The sequence below is a fragment of the Pseudomonas sp. P135 genome (genome assembly GCF_020312125.1).
GTDB classification, from domain to species: Bacteria; Pseudomonadota; Gammaproteobacteria; order Pseudomonadales; family Pseudomonadaceae; genus Aquipseudomonas; species Aquipseudomonas fragariae.
Genome location: NZ_JAGPYR010000004.1, coordinates 148,686 through 167,962, shown reverse-complemented (window position 1 = coordinate 167,962; position 19,277 = coordinate 148,686). Strand labels below are relative to the sequence as shown.

The following is a 19,277-nucleotide window of genomic DNA, read 5'->3' as shown; positions in this document are numbered from 1 at the left end:
CCGAGTGCCGCAGAGCAGTCTGCGGCTTCCGATAACTTGCGGAGCCATCTTCCTAATGGATTTTCTGCCTGCCCCGTTACGCGGCGTCATTGCCTCGCTGTTGCTGGCGCTGAACACCATCGTCTGCTGCACGGTGCTGTTCGCGGTCACGATCCTCAAGATCTGCCTGCCCTTCTCTGCGGCACAGCGTTTCACCGACTGGCTGATGAGCCACATCCATGAAACCTGGATCGGCAACAACAATGCCTGGATCAGACTGCTGTGCCACACCCGCTGGCACCTGAGCGGCCTGGAAGGGCTGGATTACCAGCACTCGTATCTGGTCACCAGCAATCACCAGAGCTGGGTCGACATCATGGTCTTGCAGTACGTGCTCAACCGACGTATTCGCCCCTTGAAGTTTTTCCTCAAGCAGGAGTTGATCTGGGTTCCGGTGATCGGTCTGGCGTGGTGGGCGCTGGGCTTTCCGTTCATGAAGCGCTACTCCAAGGCGTACCTTGCCAAACACCCGGAAAAGAAAGGCAAGGACCTGGAAACCACTCGCCGCACCTGCGCGAAGTTTCGCCATAACCCGGTGGGGATTTTCAACTTCGCAGAAGGCACGCGCTTCACGGCCGGCAAACACGCGCAACAGAACTCACCCTTCCGCCACCTGCTCAAACCCAAGGCCGGCGGCATTGCCTTCGTGCTCGATGCGATGGGCGAACAGCTGGAATCGATCATCAACGTGACCATCCACTACCCTGGCGGACAACCCGGCTACTGGGACCTGCTGTGCGGCAACGTGAAGGAAGTGGTCGCCCACTTCGAAGAGATCAAAATCCCGCAGCAGTTTCTAGGCAAAAATTACGACCAGGACGGCGAATACCGCCTGGAATTCCAGCAGTGGATCAATACGCTATGGGAAGAGAAAGACCGACTGCTGGACAGCCTGCATGAGCAGTATCCGGCGCCGCATTGATATTGACTTGTGGGAAGTGGAAGCGAGCTTGCTCGCGAAGAGGCCATCAAGGCCGCCGCAAGCCTGACGTTTCAGCCATCCATCGTGCCAATGCTCCGCGTTGGCATGCCGTTCTGGACGCTCTGCGTCCTCTTTGCGACGCAGAGCGTCGCGAACTGCATTGCCACGCTGGAGCGTGAGGAACGATGATCTCAACTATCGTGCTGATACTCTGCGTCCGCCGTCAGGTGGACGCAGCGGTGTCGATCAGTACTGCTGACCCGGAATCGGCTTGAGGTTGACCTCTACGCGACGGTTCTGGGCGCGGCCGTTGACGTCGGCGTTGCTGGCAATCGGTTGATCAGGCCCTGCACCGCGCACTGACAGGTGCGCTTGATCGACGCCCTGCGAGGTCAGGTAAGTCGCGACGCTCTGGGCGCGCTGTTGCGACAGGTCCATGTTGTGCTGGCGGCTGCCGGTGCTGTCGGTGTAACCGACGATTTCAATGTTGTTCTGGTTGAACTGCTTGAGCGAGCTGGCCAGATTGTTGAGCGGCGAATAGAAGCTGCTGGCAATGGCCGAAGAGTCCGTCGCGAACGTGATGTTACCCGGCATGATCAGTTTGATCTGGTCACCCTGACGCTGTACCTCGACACCGGTGTTGGCCATGCTCTCGCGCAGCGCAGCTTCCTGCTTGTCTGCGTAGTAGCCATAACCCGCCGATGCGGCACCTGCCACTGCTGCGCCAATCAGGGCACCCTTGCCGCGATGATTGTGATCGATGGCCGCGCCGGCTACCGCACCGGCCAATGCGCCGAGTCCGCCGTACTTGGCCGTTTTGCTCATACCACCGGAGCTTTGCGCCTGGCCTTGATTGTCATAGGGATTGGATGTTGCACAGCCGGAAAGCATGGCTACGGCGGTGGCAACAATGATCAAACGACGCGAGGTAAACATTCAGGTGCTCCTGGTTTTGACGAACGCTGGTAACCGGATTAGAGCATACCCGCTATCAAAAATTCCTTAACCCGTGCTGAACCGCCCGTCTTGCGGGCTTCTGCGCTCAGCGGCGCTCCTCGCGAATGTAGGGTTCGCCCAGCGCACCGGGCTGGCTGCTCGATTGACGCTTGCCGCTCGCCACCCAGACCATGACCAACAGGGTGACCGCATAGGGCGTCATCAAGACGAAATACTGAGGCAGGCGCACGCCGGTTGCCGCCAACTGCGGAATCAGCGCCTCGATACCGCCGAACAGCAAGGCACCGGCCAGCGCACGCCACGGCGACCAGCGCGCGAAGATCACCAGTGAAACCGCGATCCAGCCGCGTCCGCCGGTCATGTCGGCGATCCACATCTTGGTGCTGAGCACGGCAATGAAACCGCCGGCCAGCCCCATCAACGCGGAGCCGGCGACAATCGCCGCCAGGCGGTAACCGAGCACGGAAATACCTGCGGCATCGGCGGCCTGCGGGTTCTCGCCCACCGCGCGCAAACGCAGCCCGGTGCGCGTGCGATCGAGCAGCCAGACCACCGCGATGAAAATCACCACGGTCAGGTACACCAGCGGGTTCTGCACAAATACCCGGCCCACCACGGGCAGCTCGGACAACGGCCACAGCTCGACCGCCTGAAGGCCGCTGACCGGACGGTTGGTCCAGCCCAGCAGCGTGCCCAGCAGCCCGGTCAAGCCCTGACAAAAGAACACCAGCGCCAGCCCGGCGATCACCTGGTTGATCCGCAACACCAGCACCATCAGCGCAAACAGCAACGACACCAGACCTGCCGCCGCCATCGACGCCAGCAGCGAAAGGCCCGGCGAGCCGAGGCTCAACTGCATGCCGATGCCCGCCAGTGCGCCGACCAGCATCAGCCCTTCGACGCCCAGTGCCAGTACACCGCTGCGCTCGATGAGGATCAGGCCAAGCGCTGCCAGGGCGAACGGCACGGCAAAATCCGGTGCGCTGCCCAGCCAGTGGGAAATAAGCTCCATCAACGTTCTCCTGCCTGAATGCGCCGCAGACGATGGCGGATGAAAAAATCCGACGACGCGACGCAGATCACCAGAATCGCCTGGATCAGTTGCACCATCGAAAACGGAATCTGATAGAACACCTGCAGGTTGCGCCCGGCCACGAACAACATGGCGATCAGCAACGCGACCACGGTGGCGGCCACCGGGTTGTTGCGGGCCAGAAAGGCGATGAGAATCCCGGAAAAACCGTAGCCCTGATAGAACGATTGAGTAAGGCGCCCTTCCTGCCCCGAGGTCACGACAAAACCTGCAAGCCCGGCCAGCGCGCCCGACAGCAGCACGGTGCCGATGATCATCTTGCGCACCGGTACGCCCACCGCTCCGGCAACTTTCGGGTTGGCATCGACAAAGCGCAGGTACAGCCCGGCCCGCGAAACACCGACGAACCACAGGGTCAGACCAGTGACCAGCAGCGCCAGAGGGATCGCCGCGTTATATCCGGCAAACAGGTCGGGCAGCCGCTCGAAGCTCTGGAACGCGGGGGAATAGGGAAAGTTGTCTCGCGGGTCCTTCCAACTGCCGTACACCAGGTGCAGGAGGAAATTGGCGGCGATGTAATTGAGCATCAGCGTCGAGATGATCTCGTTGACCTGCCACTTGAGCTTCAGCAGCACCGGCCCCAGGCTCCACAACAATCCGCAGATCACGGCTGCCGCCATCATCAGCGGCAGACGCAAAGCCTCCGGGCCCACCTGAAACAGCGAAATCGCCGTGGCGCCAATCGCGCCCCAGATCATCTGGCCTTCCAGCCCCAGGTTCCAGAAGCGCGCCCGAAACGCCATGCACCCGGCGAGCCCGACCATGATCATCGGCGATGCCTGAAACAGCACTGCCTTGAAGTTTTGCCCATCGAACACCGTCTGCACGACGAACTCGTTGAGCAGCTCGTCAGCAGGCACGCCGGCAAGAATCAGAATCACGGTGCAGATCGTCAGTCCGATCAGCAACGCCAGAGCAATGATCAGCGCCTGCAATAGCCAGCCGGTCTGCTGACGAAGCTCCAGGGTGTAGCGCCGCACCAGCAAGGGTTGCCGTGCGGATTTCATCGGTTGTACTGATTCAGTCATGGCTCACCATCGCTTTGCCGATGGCTTGCCGGTCGGCAGGGTGCGCGAACTCGGCGACGATGCGCCCGCCGTTCATCACGCCAACACGGTCAGCCAGGGCCAATACCTCGTCCAGATCCTCGCTGATCACCAGCACCGCAGCACCCGCGTCCCGTGCTGCTCGCAAACGGGCGTGCACCGCCTGGGTGGCACGCACATCCAGGCCGCGGCTCGGGCTGTGCACCAGCACCAATTGCGGGTCGCGGCTGAATTCGCGGGCGATCACCAGTTTCTGTGCGTTGCCTCCCGACAACAGCGCAGCTTTCTGATCGAGAGAGCGCACGCCTTGTACGTCGAAGTCCGCCACGGCGCGCTGTGCATCCTGTTTCAGGCGCTTGTAGCCCAGACGCCAGAAAGAGCCGTACTGCCCGCTGTGGATATTGCCGATAGCAAAGTTCTCGGCCACCGACAGCGACCCGGCCAGCGCCGCGCCGTAGCGGTCGGCCGGGATCGAGGCGATGCGCAACTGCCGACGCTGATCGGCCGACGCGTCGCGCAAATCGCCAAACCCGGCCATGTGGATTTCACCCTCGGTCGCTTGCGCCAGCCCCATCAGCGCGTTGGCCAGCTCTGCCTGACCATTGCCACCCACGCCTGCGATGCCGTAAATCTGCCCGGCGTGCAGGGTCAGGTTGACGCCGTTGAGCGTACTGCTGCCGACGCTGCGCAACTCCTTGACCTGCAAACGCACCTCACCGGGTGTCGCCGGTTGATGCTCGGCAACCGGCACCGATTCGCCCACCGTCAACTGCACCAGTTGCTCGACGCTGACACGCTGCGGATCAAGGGTCTGTATCGTGCGCCCGCCGCGCATGACCGTTACCCGGTCGGCATAGCGTTTGACGTCAGCCATCTTGTGCGTAACCAGAACCACCGCCGCACCCTGCCGGGCGAATGCCTGAACGGTCAGCAGCAGACGCTCGGCTTCCTGATCGGTCAGCACTGCCGTCGGCTCGTCGAGGATCAGAATCCGCGCACCGGCCAGCAGCACCTTGAGAATCTCGACGCGCTGCTGCTCGGCGACCGACAGGCTGTCGACGGTGCGCGCCGGGTCAATCGCAAAACCCAGCGTCTCGGCCTTGCCGACAATTTCCTGTTCCAGCGCACGCAGCCGCTTGCGATAGCTGCCTTCACCGGGTTGCTCGGGCAGTGCCAGGAGAATGTTCTGCGCCACCGTGAACGGTTTCACCAGCTTGAAGTGCTGGTGAACCATGCCGATCCGGTAGCGGCTGGCGTCCCTCGGGCCCTGAAGCTGAACCGGATTGTCGTCCAGCAGCAGGGTGCCGGTTTCCGGTGCATACAGCCCGGCGGCGATGTTCATCAGCGAGGACTTGCCTGCACCGTTCTCGCCCAGCAGCGCGTGCACTTCCCCCCAACAGGCGGTGAAGTCGGCGTCGATCAGCGCCTTGAAGCCATCGAACGATTTGCTGATGCCGGTGAGTTGCAGCGCATTGACCTGACTCATTGCTGAGTCTTCACGCCTTCGACGAACCAGTCCATTTTCCACAGATCCGGGTCAGACAACTGCTGACCGGCCGCCACCCGCTCCTTGCCGTCACGATCGGCCAGCGGGCCGCTGTAGATGATTTTCCGGCCGGCCAGCAGCTCGGCGCGCTCGGCCTCGATCTTCTTGCGGTCCTCATCGGAAATGATCGTGTCCGCAGTCAGCTTGATATCGGTACCGCCCTGCTGCATCGACAGCAGCGCGCCGTTGGCGGGCGGCGTCCAGTTGCCGGCAATGATGTTCTTCAGCTCAGGCCCGAGGAAGCGATCCCAGACCCACAGCGAAGAACAGACCGTCGCCTTGGGGGCGAACTCGCTCAGGTCGCGATGGTGGCCGGTGCCATGAATGCCGCGCTCCTGAGCGACGATCTGCGGTGTCGGGCTGTCGACGTGCTGACCGACCACGTCGGCACCATTGTCGATCAGCGCCATGGTTGCTGCGCGTTCCTTGACCGGGTCGTTCCAGGCACCGGTATAGACCACGGTGACGGTGGCCTTCGGATTGATCTGCCGGGCGCCCAGTTCATAGGCGTTGATAGTCCAGTTGACCTGGCCGAACGGGTTGGCGGCGACAAACCCCAGCTTGCCGGTCTTCGAGGCCGCGCCTGCGGCCATACCGCACAGGTACTGGCTCTCGTAGGTACGCCCGTAAAACGATTCGAGGTTGGGTGCATTGGTGGTGCCCGAGCCATTCAGGAACGCGACTTTCGGGTATTTCCTGGCCAGTGCAAGAAAGGTGTCGGAGTAACCGAATGCAGTGCCGACGATGATGTTGGCACCGCGTGCGATGAGTCGGTCGACCACCGGCGTAATGGCTGCCGCGTTCTCGGGCACACTCTCGACGTACTGGATTTTTGTGTCCAGATCCTTTTCCAGCTTCACGCGCGCTTCGTCGAAGGCCTGAGTCCAGCCGCCATCATTGCGCGGGCTGATATACACCATGGCGATTTTCGGCTTCCCTTCGAGGGTCAACCCTTCAGCCTGAGCAAGGCTGACCGCTCCCAACGCTACGGCCGCACACAATGTCCCGGGCAACAGTTTCTTGTACATAGACGTTTTCCTGAGGGTAATGGCCGATGAGGACCGCACAGGCAGGCATTAGCAGCATCCATGCCAGTACAGGAAAAGCGCTATGGAACAACGACCTGACGCCATCGAGATGAAGAAAGCAGATCAAATGGTCTGAATCGGAGCACTTGGTTTGTGCAGGACGCCCGCGCACTGCGCGAGCGGGGTGCGCGGGTCAGGTCCGGCGAGGTCCATTCACGCCTTGCGCGGCAGGATCCCGTCCAGAACCATGCTGCGCAGGCTCGTCAGCACCTCGTCGAAAAACGCCGGATCATCCAGGGTCTTGCCGGTCACGGCCTCGACCTGAGTACGGAAGTCGGCGTAATGCTGGGTGGTCGCCCACAGCGTAAAAATCAGGTGGTGCGGATTGATGGGGGCCAGCTGACCGCTGTCGATCCAGTGCTGAATCACCGCCACCTTGGCCTGCACCGTGTCACGCAACGGGTGCTGCAACTCGCCCTGAATCAGCGGTGCGCCCTGCATCACTTCCATGCAGAACAGCCGGGATTCGGCCGGGTGATCGCGGGACATCTCCAGCTTGGCCTTGATGTAGGCGCTGATCGCCTGCACCGGCTCCTTGTCGGCGGTGAAGTGCACCAGCGGGCTCAGCCATACCTCGAGCAGCTGGCGCAGCACGTTCAGGTACAGGTCGTCCTTGCTGCTGAAGTAATACAGCAGGTTGGTCTTGGAGACGTCCGCCAGGCTCGCGACCTGATCCAGGCTGCTGCCATGCACGCCATAGCGGGAAAATATCTCCAGCGCCGCATCGAGAATCAGCGTGCGCTTGCCTTCCATCAGGCGCATGCGCCGCTTCAGGGACGTCGCACTGGGTTCGCGGGTCGTCTTGACCACAGTCTCTGGCTTGGCCTTGCGTACGCGTTTGTTCGCCGGGTCAGCCAGGGGAGGTTTCTTGTTCACGCACATCCATCCAGTGATGCCGAAATGAGCGGGCATCTTAACGGGCGCAGCTGTTTTGTCGATACGGATTGCCTGCGCCGTCCGCCCTGCCCCATCTGCGTGCGCCGCGCACAAACCAAGTGCTCTGATTCGGACCAAATGGTCTGAAACGAACAGGAAAAATTCACAAGCTATTGAATAAAAACAATAAAAATTTATGGCCCGCTTAATGCAAAAGCTTATTGAGAGACGATTGAAAGGCGATTCAAGTGCCGCCAGTCGCGCTTTGGCACGCATCGACCCACGCAGAGAGGCCTCATATGGACATTGGAATCTTCATCCCCATCGGCAATAACGGCTGGCTGATTTCCAGCAATGCTCCGCAGTACATGCCGACCTTCGAGCTGAACAAACAGATCGTGCAGAAGGCCGAGGGCTATGGCTTCGACTTTGCGCTGTCGATGATCAAACTGCGTGGCTTCGGCGGCAAGACGCAGTTCTGGGAACACAACCTGGAGTCGTTCACGCTGATGGCCGGTCTGGCCGCAGTCACCAGCCGGATCCAGCTGTTCGCCACCGTTGCCACTCTGACCATCCCGCCCGCCATTGCCGCGCGCATGGCCTCGACCATCGACTCGATCTCCAATGGTCGCTTCGGGATCAACCTCGTCACCGGCTGGCAGAAGCCGGAATACGAGCAGATGGGACTGTGGCCGGGCGACGAGTTCTTCCACACCCGCTATGAATACCTGGCCGAGTACGCTCAGGTTCTGCGCGACCTGTGGGCCACCGGCAGCAGCGACTTCAAGGGCGAACATTTCAGCATGCAGGACTGCCGCGTCAGCCCTCGCCCACAGGCCGACATGAAGCTGATCTGCGCCGGTCAAAGTGAAGCGGGCATGGCGTTCTCGGCGCAATACGCCGACTACAACTTCTGCTTCGGCAAAGGCGTCAACACGCCCACGGCCTTCGCGCCGACCGCACAGAAACTGCTCGAAGCCAATGAAAAGACCGGCCGCAATGTCACCTCCTGCGTGCTGTTCATGATCATCGCCGACGATACCGACGAAGCCGCACGCGCTCGCTGGGAGCACATCAAGGACGGTGCCGACGAAGAAGCCATTGCCTGGCTGAGCGAAAAAGGCTCGGCGGATAAAAGTGCCGGCTCCAACCTGCGACAGATGGCCGACCCGACCTCGGCGGTCAACATCAACATGGGCACGCTGGTGGGCTCGTGGGCCACGGTGGCGAGAATGCTCGACGAGGTGGCCAGTGTGCCGGGGACTCAGGGCGTGATGCTGACGTTCGATGATTTCGTCAAAGGGGTCGAGGATTTCGGCGAGAAGATCCAGCCACTGATGACCAGCCGCAAGCACATCGCGCAGCTCAGGGAGGTGGTCTGATGACAACCCCGACAACCGTCGCAGGCGTTGACCTGCCGGACCTGCAGCCCGCCCGCGAGCTGCCCGCCCGTCCCGAGCCGCTGCGCATGAAACCCGGCGAAACCGCGCTGGTGGTGGTCGACATGCAGAACGCCTACGCCTCGCTCGGCGGGTATCTGGACCTGGCCGGGTTCGATGTCAGCAGCACCGGGCCGGTCATCGCCAATATCAACAAGGCCTGTGCCGCCGCGCGTGCAGCAGGCATTCCGGTGATCTTTTTCCAGAATGGCTGGGACCCGGCCTATGTCGAAGCCGGTGGCCCCGGCTCACCGAACTGGCACAAATCCAATGCCCTGAAAACCATGCGCAAGCGCCCGGAGCTCGAAGGGCAACTGCTCGCCAAGGGCGGTTGGGACTACCAGCTGGTCGACGAACTGACGCCACAGCCTGGCGACATCGTGGTGCCGAAAATCCGCTACAGCGGCTTCTTCAATTCCAGCTTCGACAGCGTGCTGCGCAGCCGCGGCATTCGCAACCTGGTGTTCACCGGCATCGCCACCAATGTCTGTGTCGAGTCGACCCTGCGCGACGGCTTTCACCTGGAATATTTCGGCGTGGTGCTGGCTGACGCGACCCATCAGGCAGGCCCCGAATTCGCTCAGCAAGCCGCGCTGTTCAACATCGAAACCTTCTTTGGCTGGGTTTCCAGCGTCGATGACTTCTGCACCACTTTCAGCCCTGTCGGGCAACCTTCGTGAGGACACCAGCATGACCAAGAAAGCGATCATCCCTGCCGGCACCAGCAAACCCATCGCGCCTTTCGTACCGGGCTCCATGGCCGACGGCGTGCTCTATGTCTCGGGCACGCTGCCGTTCGACAAGGACAACAACGTGGTACACGTCGGCGACGCCACTGCGCAGACCCGTCACGTGCTGGAAGCCATCAAAAGTGTGGTCGAGACCGCGGGCGGGACGCTGGACGATGTCACCTTCAACATGATCATGATTCGTGACTGGGCCGACTACGCCAAGGTCAACGAGGTGTATGCCGAGTATTTCGCGGGCGAGAAGCCAGCCCGTTACTGCATCCAGTGCGGCCTGGTCAAACCCGAGGCGCTGATCGAAATCGCCAGCATCGCCCACATCGGCTGAATCGCGACCGTGGGCAGTTGACGCCCACCCGGAGAAAACCCATGTTCCATGAGTTTCATGCCTGCCAGCATGCCGATGCACCGACCCTGGTGCTCAGTTCCGGGCTGGGCGGGTCTGGCCGCTATTGGGCGGATGACCTGGCACTGCTGACCCGCGACTACCGCGTGCTCGTCTATGACCATGCCGGAACCGGGCGCAGCCCTGCGGTGTTGCCGGCGGATTACTCGATCCGGCACATGGCTATCGAGTTGCTGGCCCTGCTCGACTCACTCGATATCCAGCGCTGCCATTTCATGGGCCATGCACTGGGCGGCCTGGTGGGTCTGGAACTGGCCCTGCTGCGCCCGGAACTGCTGCAAAGCCAGGTACTGATCAATGCCTGGAGCAGTCCGAACCCGCACAGCGCGCGCTGCTTTTCAGTGCGCAAAAAACTGCTGTTGAACAGCGGATCGGAGGCCTACGTACAGGCTCAGGCGCTGTTCCTCTACCCGGCAGACTGGATCGCCGCCAACGGCCCGCGTCTGGCCGACGACGAAGCCCACGCTCTGGCGCATTTCCCCGACACCGACAACCTGCTGCGGCGCATCCATGCGCTGGAAACCTTCGACGTGGCGGCCGAGCTTTCACGCATTCACACCCCGACCCTGCTGATTGCCAACCGCGACGACATGCTGGTGCCCTGGCAGCAATCACGGCACCTGGCCAACGCCCTGCCGAATGCAACGCTGGTGCTGCTGGAATATGGCGGCCATGCCTCGAACATTACCGATCCACTGCCCTTCCAACGCGCCCTGCGTGCTTTTCTCAGCACACAACCCTGACACACACCCCTGAAAGGACTCTTCCAATGCCTACCTCCTCTGCAACTCCCGCCATTCTGCCCATCGCCGCTGTCAGCCAGCTGGCGTTTCGCGATGCGATGTCCGGCCTGGCCGCCGCCGTCAACCTCATCACCACCGACGGCCCTGGCGGACGCGCCGGCTTTACCGCGACCGCCGTGTGCAGCGTGACGGATCAACCGCCGACGCTGCTGGTCTGTATCAACCGCAGTGCGTCGGTGTATGACGCCTTCATCGAGAACGGCACGTTGTGCGTGAATACGCTGGGCAACGGTCAGCAGGACTTGTCCAACCTGTTCGGCGGCAAGAGCTCCCAGCAGGAGCGCTTTGCCTGCGGGCAGTGGGAGGCCGGAGTGACCGGCGCACCGGTCCTGGACAGTGCAAAACTGGCGCTCGACTGCAAAGTGAGCCAGTCAGTCAGCGTCGGCACACATGACATTCTGTTCTGCGAGGTGGTGGATATCAGGCATCAGAGCGGTGCAGATGCATTGGTCTACTTCGGCCGTCGCTATCATCACCTGCCGAGCGAAACGCCAGCGGCCTGAGGGCTTTGCCGGTTGACTGGCAGACTTGCAGAATGAACCAGCCAGAATGAGCCCGCCGGAATGTACCAAATAGACATGATTTTTTGCGACAGCTCCGTATACTGGCACTGTGAGATCAGAACAATCCTTGCAGTCAACGAGGTGAAGTCATGTCGATCAACAGCGCCTGCATTCTGCTGATAGCCGCCAGCAGTCCATCGTATGCTCGTTGCGCTTACCCGCCACCTGGCATGCCTACGCACGCAGGTGGCTGAGCATGCTGAAGAAAATACCGGTGGCTGATCTTGCCCTGGGCATGTATATCCACAAAATCTGCCGCCGCTGGAGCAATGACCCATTCTGGATCGGCCTGGTCGAAGTCATGCTCGATGACGTTGAAGTGCTTGAGCGCATTCAGCAATCAGGCACCAAAGAAGTCTGGATCGAAACCGGCAAAAGCCGCGTCTTGGCCCCCCGGCCCTCAGCGCCATCGGCCAGCGACGATACAACGCCGGCCAGCCTCGAAAAGGAAATGCTGCGCGCCAGGCTGATCTGCGGACGGGCCAGGGATGCGGTCATGTGCATGTTTACCGAAGCGCGCATGGGCCGGGCCATGGATGTCGACAATGTGCAGTTGCTGGTGGAGGAAATCTCCAACTCGATCCTGCGCCATCCGCACGCGCTGATCAGCCTGTCACGCCTGAAAACGTCCGACGAGTACACCTACATGCACTCGGTGGCGGTCTGCGCGTTGATGGTCGCGCTGGCCAAACGCATGGGCATGTCTGACGATCAGGTCCGTGAAGCTGGCGTGGCCGGGCTGATGCACGATGTCGGCAAAATGATGATTGCCCCGGCGGTGCTCAACAAACCGGGCCGCCTGACCCGCGACGAATTCGAGATCATGAAGGCCCACCCCGAACTGGGCGTGAAGATCCTCATGGACACGCAGCCCGTGGCCGCGTCGGTGATTGACGTCTGCCTGCATCACCACGAAAAGGTCGACGGCTCGGGCTACCCGCACGGCCTGAAAGGCGACCAGATCAGCATCTTCGCGCGCATGGGCGCGGTCTGCGACGTGTATGACGCCATCACCTCTGACCGCCCCTACAAAAAGGGCTGGGGCGTTGCCCATTCGATTCGCGAGATGGCGTCGTGGCAGGGACATTTTGACGACGTGGTGTTTCAAAGCTTCGTCAAGACCGTGGGTATTTACCCGATCGGCACACTGGTACGCCTGGAAAGCGGGCGCCTCGGCGTGGTGGTCGAACAAGGTCAAGCGTCGCTGTTGAAACCGAAAGTGAAGGTTTTCATGTCAGCGCGCACCGGCAAGACGTTCGCCGCACAAGTCATCGACCTGGACTGCCCTTCCGACCCGGACAGGATCGCCAGAATCGAAAAAACCACCGATTGGGGGCTGGAAGAAGTTGATACGCTGTGGGCGGGCAGCCCGGCCTGAGTGGCCCGGTGAACGCCGTTGACGTCAACCCAGCAAGCCCAGTGTCTTGGCCCGCGCCACCGCTTGAGTGCGACGCTCGACCCCCAGTTTGCTGTTGATGTGACTGGCGTGAGTCTTGACGGTGTGCAGGGAGATGAACAGCTGCTCGCTGATTTCCTGATTGGAACAGCCCTGTGCAATCAGTTGCAGCACACCCAGTTCGCGCACGCTGAGGCAATCGCCGCCATGTGCCGCCTCGGGCGACGGCGTGCAACAGGCCGGAAGCTTTTCCAGCAATGCAGCTTGAACCCGGCAGGGTGGCAGTTGCACAAGTTGCTCATGCAGCCACTCGGGGTGCTCGCCCAGCAGCGCCTTGAACGGCATCAATGCACCGCCGGACGCTGCGGGCAGGCTGCGCAGCAACAATGCCCGCGCCTCGTCGCGTCGCGCCTGACTCAGCAGCAAGCCGATCTGCTGGGTCATGGCGATCAGTCCAAGCAGTTTCGCCCCCACCTCCTGAGCGCGCCGCTCGAGCGCCTGCAAGCGCTGCTCGCAGGCAACGCCGTCACCCTGCTGTCGTTCGAGTACGGCACGCTGCAACTCAATGTGTTGCGGCAGTTGCGGATGGCACTCGGGGGCCGCAGCACCGAGACCGCCGTTGTAGGTCTGCGTCAGGCGCAGCAGCCACGCTTCGGCAAGGTCCATGCGCCCCTGCAACAGCCACAGCTCGCATTTGACCAGGGTAATCATCGCCAGGTAGTAGATCGGCGGCACGTCCCAGATGTGCATCAGCCGTTCGGCCTCGGCGAGTTCGGCGAAGGCTTCGGCAAAGCGGCCGGTGCAGCCTTCCATGGTGGCTATTACACAGTGACCGATCAGCACGCTGATGTCGCGGCAGGCGCGTGCCTCGGCCAGACCGGCCAGCAATAACACCCGCCCTTCGTCCACCTGCAGACGCAGGGTCAGCAAGTAGCCTTCATACAGCGTCAGGCGCGCGCGGACCGCGTAGAGCCGAACGGTGGACAAGCCTTTGAGGCGTTGCTGCCCCTGCCGCACTTCCTCCAGCGCGCGGAGAATTTCGCCACGCGCCTGCAGAACTCTGGCGCGGTCGTAATGCGCCAGCGCCTCGAACAACGGATTGGCGACCCGCTGCGCCAGCTCCAGCGCATCGCGATTCAACACGCGGGCGCGCCACAGATCACCGCTGGCGACCGCGAGGTTGGCCAGTGTCGACAGGCACACCAGCCGCTGGCCATAGCGTTTTTCCGGCAGGCTCAGCAGGGCTTCGGTGCAATAATGTTGAGTCTTTTCACTGTCTCCGCGGCCACGGGCGATGATGCCGCTGAGCGCCAGCCATTGGGCGAGCATGGATTTCTGAGCGGTTGCCGAGGGCGCCGGCAGAAAGCGGCTCAGTTGATTGGCCAGCTCTTCGGCGGCATCCAGCTGGCAGGCCAGCCCCAGCGCCCAGGCGTAGAGCACGATCAGGCGTGGCGTGCTGGTCAGCAGGTCGTCCGGCAAGTCCATCTTCCAGCGCAGCAACATGCCGACATTCTGTTCGGCCAGCAGCTGTTCTTCGGAGAGGTTCTGCACCAGATTGGCGGCCACATCCAGATGCCCGGCGCGCAACGCCTGCTCCACGGCTTCATCCAGTTGGCCCTGAGCGCTGAACCAGCGGCAGGCATTCAGGTGCAGGCGGGTCGGTGGTGCACCGGCCGCCTGCCGAGCGCGCAACAGATCGGAAAACAGATGGTGGTAGCGAAACCAGTGGCCCTGCTCGTCCAGCGGTACCAGAAAGACCTGATGCGCCTGCAGATAACCCAGCATCTCGGTGCTGTCGTGACCATCCCGCGCGGCGTCGCACAGCTCGGCGCAAAAACGCTCCAGGCAGGCGGTGTCGTAGAGAAACGCCTGAACATCGGCCGGCAGGCAGTCGATCACTTCTTCCAGCAGGTACTCGCGAATCAGCACCTCACTGCCGCGCAGCGTCTGGGGCAAGGCGCTTTCATCACCGGCTTCGGACGCCGCCAGCAACCAGAAGCGCAGCCCGGCGACCCAGCCTTCGCTGCGCTGAATCAGGCTTTGCAACACCTCGCTGTCGAGCGAGCCGCTGTGCCGCCCCAGCACTGCCATGGATTCGGCGTGCGTGAGGCGCAGGTCCTGTTCGTTGATTTCCAGCAACTGCCGCGTCAGACGCAAGCGTGCCAGATGCCAGTCCGGGCGCTGTCGGCTGGTCACCATGACCACCAGCCCGGCCGGCAAATGGTTGAGAAGGAACTGCAGGCAGCGATCGAGTACCGGCCCCTGGGCCAGATGATAGTCATCGAGCACCAGCAACAGCGGCTTGCTCAGCATCAGGTGCATGGCCAACTCGTCGAGCAGGCCGTCGAGCCACTCCTCGAAGGCAAACGGCTGGTGGCGCTGGCGCATCTTCAGCAAAGCCATCGCCTGCACGCCCAGTTGCGGGAAGAACTGTTGAAGGCTGGCCAGCAAACGCTCGAGAAAACGGCCCGGGTCGCTGTCCCGCGCGCTCAGACCCAGCCATACGTTTTGCCAGTTGTCCGGCAGCCCCTGACAGAACTCGACAGCCAGCGAACTCTTGCCGAACCCGGCCGGGGCGCAGACCAGCAGCAGTCGGCCGCCAAGCCCGGCATCGAGACGCTGACACAGGCGCGCACGGGGAACATAACCCTCAGGCAGAGGTGGACGGAAAAACCGCCCTTCCAACGCAGGAATCGCGCCGTCTGCAAACCCTTGCATTCGGGACAGATCAGTCATGGCCGGCTCGTGTAGGAATCGTTGTTTCGGCATCGCGGTGTTCGGAGACTAGCGGGTAAATCGCTACTTTTAAAAGGCCATCACCGAAAAGACTGTAACAAAATTCCTACAGCTTATAAGGCCAATTCCCACAACTGAAAAAGCCCCGATCAAGGGGCTTTTCAGGCGCACAAGGCAGGCGCTGAGCTACATCGTGTACCGTTCAGGTATCAACGAACCCCTTCCTGGCGCAGCGCGTTGGGGGTGAAGTCGCTGGTGCCGGCCGTGAAGCCGAACTCGTAGGCCTTCTTCTCTTCGTTTTTCATGCCCAGCGCCACATAGCGACCCGATTGCAGGTCGTACAGCGTCTCTACCGCGTACCACGGTACTTGCTTGTCGTAGTAGTTTTCCGAGTGCGCCTCGGCCACGCGCCACAGCTGACCACGCCCGTCGTAATGGTCGATGACGGCGGCCTGCCAGGTGTCTTCGTCGATGAAGAAGTCACGCTTGGCATAGATATGACGCTGCCCTTCCTTGAGGGTGGCGGTCACGTGCCACACGCGGCGCAGCTCGTAGCGGGTCAGGTCCTGGTTGATATGGCCGGCCTTGATGATGTCGGCGTACTTGAGCGTCGGATCGTCCAGCTTGTGGCTGTTGGCGGCGATGTACATTTCCTGCTTGCCGATCAGTTTCCAGTCATAGCGGTCCGGCGCGCCGTTGTACATGTCAAGGTTGTCGGAAGTGCGCAGCCCGTCGGAGGCAGTACCGGGGCCGTCGTAGGACACCTGCGGCGCACGACGCACGCGGCGCTGACCGGCGTTGTACAGCCACGCCGAGCGCGGTTCGGCCACTTGGTCCAGGGTTTCATGTACCAGCAACACGCCACCGGCCAGACGCGCCGGAGCGGTGACTTCCTGCTTGAAGTAGAACAGCACGTTGCCCGGATTTTTCGGGTCGAAATCCCTCATCTTGTCGCGAAACACGAACTGATCGGAGAAATACACCAGGCTGTAGGAGCCGTTGGGCTGTGGCGTGGCCTGGGTGACCAGACGCTTGACGCTGCCGCCCCGGTAACGGGTGATGTGGTTCCAGATGACCTCGACGCCACTGGCCGGGATCGGGAACGGGATGGCCGTATCGAAGTTTTCCAGACCACTGCCGCCACCGACCAGCTTGCTGGTGGTGGCGTTTTTTTTGATCGCGGCGAACACGTCATCCGGCACGGTGGCACCGCGATGGGTCGGGTAGACCGGAATCCGGTAGCTGTCCGGGTAGCGCTTGAACATCGCGTATTGGCCCGGCGCCAGCTTGTCCTTGTACTGCTCGACGTTGGCCGCGGTGATGATGAACAGCGGTTTTTCACTGGCGTACGGGTTGGCAAGAAAACCCTTGCTGTCCACCGCCCCGGCGTTTTTCGGCATCGGGCTCCAGGCCGGGATGGTGTTGGCCGCATTACCGGCCTTTTCCGCGCCCATCGGTGTCAGCGAGGTGCCCAGCTTTGCCGCTTCGGACTCGGACACCGCCGCCATCACACCCGTCGCCAGCAGCGACATACCCAGAACCCCGACCTGCAACAGATTTTTTGTTATTTTCATGTTCATCGTCATCCTGAAAACCATGTTCTTAGAAGTTCATGCCGAAGCTCAGCGCCACGAAGTCCCGGTCATCGACCGTGGTGTACTTGCCATCAAAGAAGTTGGTGTAGGAAAGGTTCGCGGTGTAGGTGTTCTGGTACTCGGCATCGAGCCCCAGGCTGACCGCCTTGCGCCCCTCTTCGAAGTTGCCGCCTGGGCCGGGTGAATAGCCTTTGACGTCATGCGACCAGGCCACGCTCGGCTTGAGGTTGACCCCGGCGAACACGCTGTTGTAATCCCAGATGGCGCGGGCGCGGTAACCCCAGGAGTTGGCCGTGGTAAAGCCGTCGTCTTCGCAATAGCGGGTCAGGTTGTTCTGCTCGGCACCGGTCAGCGTGCCGGCGTTCAACGTTGCGCATTGGCCGCCAGGCAGCGGCCCGGGGCCGTACACCGGATCGCGGCCGTAACGGATTTTGGAGGTGCTTTCGAGCCCGCCCACATGAGTCCAGCCCACTTCACCGACCACCGTCAGACGCTCGGCGCCCATGACCTGATCGAAGAACTGGGTAAATGTGGTCTGCATCTGGGTGATTTCTTTGCGGCGATAACCGGCTTGATCCGTATTCGGCTGCCCGCTGAGCAGCGACACGTTGGGATTGAGCGGCGAAATGCCCGAATAGAGGATGTCGGTGGTATTGACCTGAATCGGCGCGTTGGGGCGGTAGCTGATCTCGCCGCTCCACGCCGTGCCGGTGGGCAGCGTGGTCGAGAAGCTCAGGCCGTACAGACGAATGTCTTCGGGGTATTCGACGTAGTAACTGGAGTTGCCCGCCACCACCACCGGCAGCAGGCTGGGGGCCAGCGCGGCGGCAGTGCTGGCAGGAATGCCGTTGCGCACCAGCGAACCGACCAGCCCTTGCGGGCTGAACGAAGCAGCCGAGCCGCCGCGCCCGCTGAAAATCGGTGCACGGCTGTGGTAATTCATCATGTACGCGCCGAACTCGGTGTCCAGCGGTTCGAAGTTGTAACGCAAGGCAAAACCGAACTGGCCGCTGTCGCGCGCATCGCGGTCAGGGCCTCGGCGCACCACCGCGCCCTCATCCGGGTTGCCGAACACCACGCCCTGCTGCGACAGCGAATTGAACACCGCACCGCGCGCGCCAGCTGGCAGACCGGCCGCCGTCAGCGAGCTGTTCAGGCCGCTGCGGCTGCGCAAGACCGCGAGGTTGTTGTTGCAGCCATCGGCAATCACATCGGGTTGCGAGAAGAAAGTGCCGCAGTTGTCGACGACCGTCTGATCCCATTCAAGCTGGTAGAAACCTTCGGCAGACAGGTTGTCGGTCAGGCTCTGGGACAGGTAGAACATGTTGACCGGAATCAGGCCTTCCTTGATTTCCGAACCGGGTCGCCGGAAGGCCGAGACATCGACCGGGTTGACGCTGTTGATGCCGCCCTGAATGAAGGTACTTTCCCCCCAACTGATGACCTGCTTGCCGAAGCGCACCGCGCCCGGCTGATCGGCAATCGAATAGTTGTGATAGACGAAGGCGTCGAGCAGCTGGAACCCGGACGACTTGGCGCCCTCCTTGCGTCCCGAGTCGCTGATGTCCTTGAACTCGCGGTTTTCATCCTTGAGTTCGAAGTCGTACCAGTATTTGCCGCGCAGGAACACACCGGTATCGCCGTACTTCAGTTCCAGATCATGAATGCCCTTGAAGATCTTCGAAAACGTCTCCCCACGCTTGAAGTTCAAGTGACCGTCATCGGACGTCTGCGACAGACCACGCCCGCCGTTGTTGGCGCCGATCAGGTTCTTGTTGGGATTGGCCGTCGACCAGCTCGCCCCCACTGACAGCGACGAGTCGAAACTGCCTTCGATCTCGCCGACATTGAAGGTCACGGCAAAGGCCGGGCCGGCGAGCGACGAGGCAAGGCTGACGGCCAGAGGCAGCCTGGCCCGACGCCAGAAGGGGGATGTGCTTGTCATCGACGCTACTCCTTGTGTTTTATTGTTATGGCGGTGGGGAAATCCAGAAACGAATCAGTCATCGAATCAACACACGCGCCA

At 61.7% G+C, this 19,277-nt stretch carries 16 protein-coding genes; 7 read left to right on the top strand and 9 right to left on the bottom strand.

Features of this window, described 5'->3' with window-relative positions; translation table 11 throughout:
• Positions 1 to 55 precede the first annotated feature (55 nt).
• Positions 56 to 961 (top strand): acyltransferase, encoded by a 906-nt coding sequence (locus KBY08_RS07710; protein WP_024640129.1) that lies wholly within the window; start codon positions 56 to 58, stop codon positions 959 to 961.
• Between the two features lie 246 nt (positions 962 to 1,207).
• Here the strand turns inward: KBY08_RS07710 and KBY08_RS07705 are convergent, their stop codons facing one another.
• The 6 genes from KBY08_RS07705 to rutR form a co-directional block, all read right to left on the bottom strand.
• Positions 1,208 to 1,897 carry an OmpA family protein gene (locus KBY08_RS07705; RefSeq protein ID WP_003319364.1) on the bottom strand — a complete coding sequence of 230 codons (690 nt, stop codon included), beginning with the start codon at positions 1,895 to 1,897 and terminating at the stop codon, positions 1,208 to 1,210.
• Positions 1,898 to 2,003: 106 nt separating this feature from the next.
• Entirely contained in the window at positions 2,004 to 2,930 is a 927-nt protein-coding gene (locus KBY08_RS07700) for an ABC transporter permease (RefSeq protein ID WP_003316999.1), read from the bottom strand.
• Entirely contained in the window at positions 2,930 to 4,039 is a 1,110-nt protein-coding gene (locus tag KBY08_RS07695; protein WP_011266763.1) for an ABC transporter permease, read from the bottom strand. The genes KBY08_RS07700 and KBY08_RS07695 overlap by 1 nt, the downstream gene beginning before the upstream one ends.
• Entirely contained in the window at positions 4,032 to 5,543 is a 1,512-nt protein-coding gene (locus KBY08_RS07690; RefSeq protein WP_011266762.1) for an ABC transporter ATP-binding protein, read from the bottom strand. Before KBY08_RS07690 ends, KBY08_RS07695 begins: the two co-directional genes overlap by 8 nt.
• Positions 5,540 to 6,631 carry a BMP family ABC transporter substrate-binding protein gene (locus tag KBY08_RS07685; RefSeq protein WP_004406878.1) on the bottom strand — a complete coding sequence of 364 codons (1,092 nt, stop codon included), beginning with the start codon at positions 6,629 to 6,631 and terminating at the stop codon, positions 5,540 to 5,542. Before KBY08_RS07685 ends, KBY08_RS07690 begins: the two co-directional genes overlap by 4 nt.
• 213 nt (positions 6,632 to 6,844) lie before the next feature.
• A complete protein-coding gene (gene rutR, locus KBY08_RS07680; protein WP_024640133.1) occupies positions 6,845 to 7,573 on the bottom strand; it encodes a pyrimidine utilization regulatory protein R in 729 nt (242 codons plus the stop codon).
• A 293-nt stretch (positions 7,574 to 7,866) separates the two neighbouring features.
• Between rutR and rutA the strand changes: the two genes are divergently transcribed.
• The 6 genes from rutA to KBY08_RS07650 all read left to right on the top strand — a co-directional run bounded on the left by rutA (position 7,867) and on the right by KBY08_RS07650 (position 12,902).
• Positions 7,867 to 8,949 carry a pyrimidine utilization protein A gene (gene rutA / locus KBY08_RS07675; RefSeq protein ID WP_054092400.1) on the top strand — a complete coding sequence of 361 codons (1,083 nt, stop codon included), beginning with the start codon at positions 7,867 to 7,869 and terminating at the stop codon, positions 8,947 to 8,949.
• A complete protein-coding gene (gene rutB / locus KBY08_RS07670) occupies positions 8,949 to 9,686 on the top strand; it encodes a pyrimidine utilization protein B (RefSeq protein WP_011266760.1) in 738 nt (245 codons plus the stop codon). Before rutA ends, rutB begins: the two co-directional genes overlap by 1 nt.
• 10 nt (positions 9,687 to 9,696) lie before the next feature.
• On the top strand, positions 9,697 to 10,080 hold the full coding sequence (rutC, locus tag KBY08_RS07665) for a pyrimidine utilization protein C (protein ID WP_003408714.1): 384 nt from the start codon (positions 9,697 to 9,699) through the stop codon (positions 10,078 to 10,080).
• 41 nt (positions 10,081 to 10,121) lie between these two features.
• Positions 10,122 to 10,901 carry a pyrimidine utilization protein D gene (rutD, locus tag KBY08_RS07660; protein ID WP_096134975.1) on the top strand — a complete coding sequence of 260 codons (780 nt, stop codon included), beginning with the start codon at positions 10,122 to 10,124 and terminating at the stop codon, positions 10,899 to 10,901.
• A gap of 26 nt (positions 10,902 to 10,927) precedes the next feature.
• The gene (rutF, locus tag KBY08_RS07655; RefSeq protein ID WP_024652678.1) at positions 10,928 to 11,464 is read left to right on the top strand and encodes an NADH-dependent FMN reductase RutF; all 537 of its coding nucleotides are present in this window, start codon (positions 10,928 to 10,930) and stop codon (positions 11,462 to 11,464) included.
• A 256-nt stretch (positions 11,465 to 11,720) separates the two neighbouring features.
• A complete protein-coding gene (locus KBY08_RS07650; RefSeq protein WP_004406885.1) occupies positions 11,721 to 12,902 on the top strand; it encodes an HD-GYP domain-containing protein in 1,182 nt (393 codons plus the stop codon).
• Between the two features lie 24 nt (positions 12,903 to 12,926).
• Here the strand turns inward: KBY08_RS07650 and KBY08_RS07645 are convergent, their stop codons facing one another.
• The 3 genes from KBY08_RS07645 to KBY08_RS07635 all read right to left on the bottom strand — a co-directional run bounded on the left by KBY08_RS07645 (position 12,927) and on the right by KBY08_RS07635 (position 19,196).
• Positions 12,927 to 15,656 (bottom strand): LuxR C-terminal-related transcriptional regulator, encoded by a 2,730-nt coding sequence (locus tag KBY08_RS07645; RefSeq protein ID WP_024660937.1) that lies wholly within the window; start codon positions 15,654 to 15,656, stop codon positions 12,927 to 12,929.
• 209 nt (positions 15,657 to 15,865) lie between these two features.
• The gene (locus tag KBY08_RS07640; protein ID WP_024660938.1) at positions 15,866 to 17,230 is read right to left on the bottom strand and encodes a DUF1329 domain-containing protein; all 1,365 of its coding nucleotides are present in this window, start codon (positions 17,228 to 17,230) and stop codon (positions 15,866 to 15,868) included.
• 28 nt (positions 17,231 to 17,258) lie between these two features.
• On the bottom strand, positions 17,259 to 19,196 hold the full coding sequence (locus tag KBY08_RS07635) for a DUF1302 domain-containing protein (protein WP_004406890.1): 1,938 nt from the start codon (positions 19,194 to 19,196) through the stop codon (positions 17,259 to 17,261).
• Positions 19,197 to 19,277: the final 81 nt, after the last annotated feature.

Coding starts and splice junctions, on each gene's coding strand:
- KBY08_RS07690 (WP_011266762.1), bottom strand. CDS start 5,543: ATGAGTCAGGTCAATGCGCTGCAACTCACCGGCATCAGCAAATCGTTC.
- rutB (WP_011266760.1), top strand. CDS start 8,949: ATGACAACCCCGACAACCGTCGCAGGCGTTGACCTGCCGGACCTGCAG.
- KBY08_RS07645 (WP_024660937.1), bottom strand. CDS start 15,656: ATGACTGATCTGTCCCGAATGCAAGGGTTTGCAGACGGCGCGATTCCT.
- KBY08_RS07685 (WP_004406878.1), bottom strand. CDS start 6,631: ATGTACAAGAAACTGTTGCCCGGGACATTGTGTGCGGCCGTAGCGTTG.
- KBY08_RS07650 (WP_004406885.1), top strand. CDS start 11,721: ATGCTGAAGAAAATACCGGTGGCTGATCTTGCCCTGGGCATGTATATC.
- KBY08_RS07635 (WP_004406890.1), bottom strand. CDS start 19,196: ATGACAAGCACATCCCCCTTCTGGCGTCGGGCCAGGCTGCCTCTGGCC.
- KBY08_RS07700 (WP_003316999.1), bottom strand. CDS start 2,930: ATGGAGCTTATTTCCCACTGGCTGGGCAGCGCACCGGATTTTGCCGTG.
- rutC (WP_003408714.1), top strand. CDS start 9,697: ATGACCAAGAAAGCGATCATCCCTGCCGGCACCAGCAAACCCATCGCG.
- rutA (WP_054092400.1), top strand. CDS start 7,867: ATGGACATTGGAATCTTCATCCCCATCGGCAATAACGGCTGGCTGATT.
- KBY08_RS07640 (WP_024660938.1), bottom strand. CDS start 17,230: ATGAAAATAACAAAAAATCTGTTGCAGGTCGGGGTTCTGGGTATGTCG.
- KBY08_RS07695 (WP_011266763.1), bottom strand. CDS start 4,039: ATGACTGAATCAGTACAACCGATGAAATCCGCACGGCAACCCTTGCTG.
- KBY08_RS07705 (WP_003319364.1), bottom strand. CDS start 1,897: ATGTTTACCTCGCGTCGTTTGATCATTGTTGCCACCGCCGTAGCCATG.
- rutF (WP_024652678.1), top strand. CDS start 10,928: ATGCCTACCTCCTCTGCAACTCCCGCCATTCTGCCCATCGCCGCTGTC.
- rutD (WP_096134975.1), top strand. CDS start 10,122: ATGTTCCATGAGTTTCATGCCTGCCAGCATGCCGATGCACCGACCCTG.
- KBY08_RS07710 (WP_024640129.1), top strand. CDS start 56: ATGGATTTTCTGCCTGCCCCGTTACGCGGCGTCATTGCCTCGCTGTTG.
- rutR (WP_024640133.1), bottom strand. CDS start 7,573: ATGTGCGTGAACAAGAAACCTCCCCTGGCTGACCCGGCGAACAAACGC.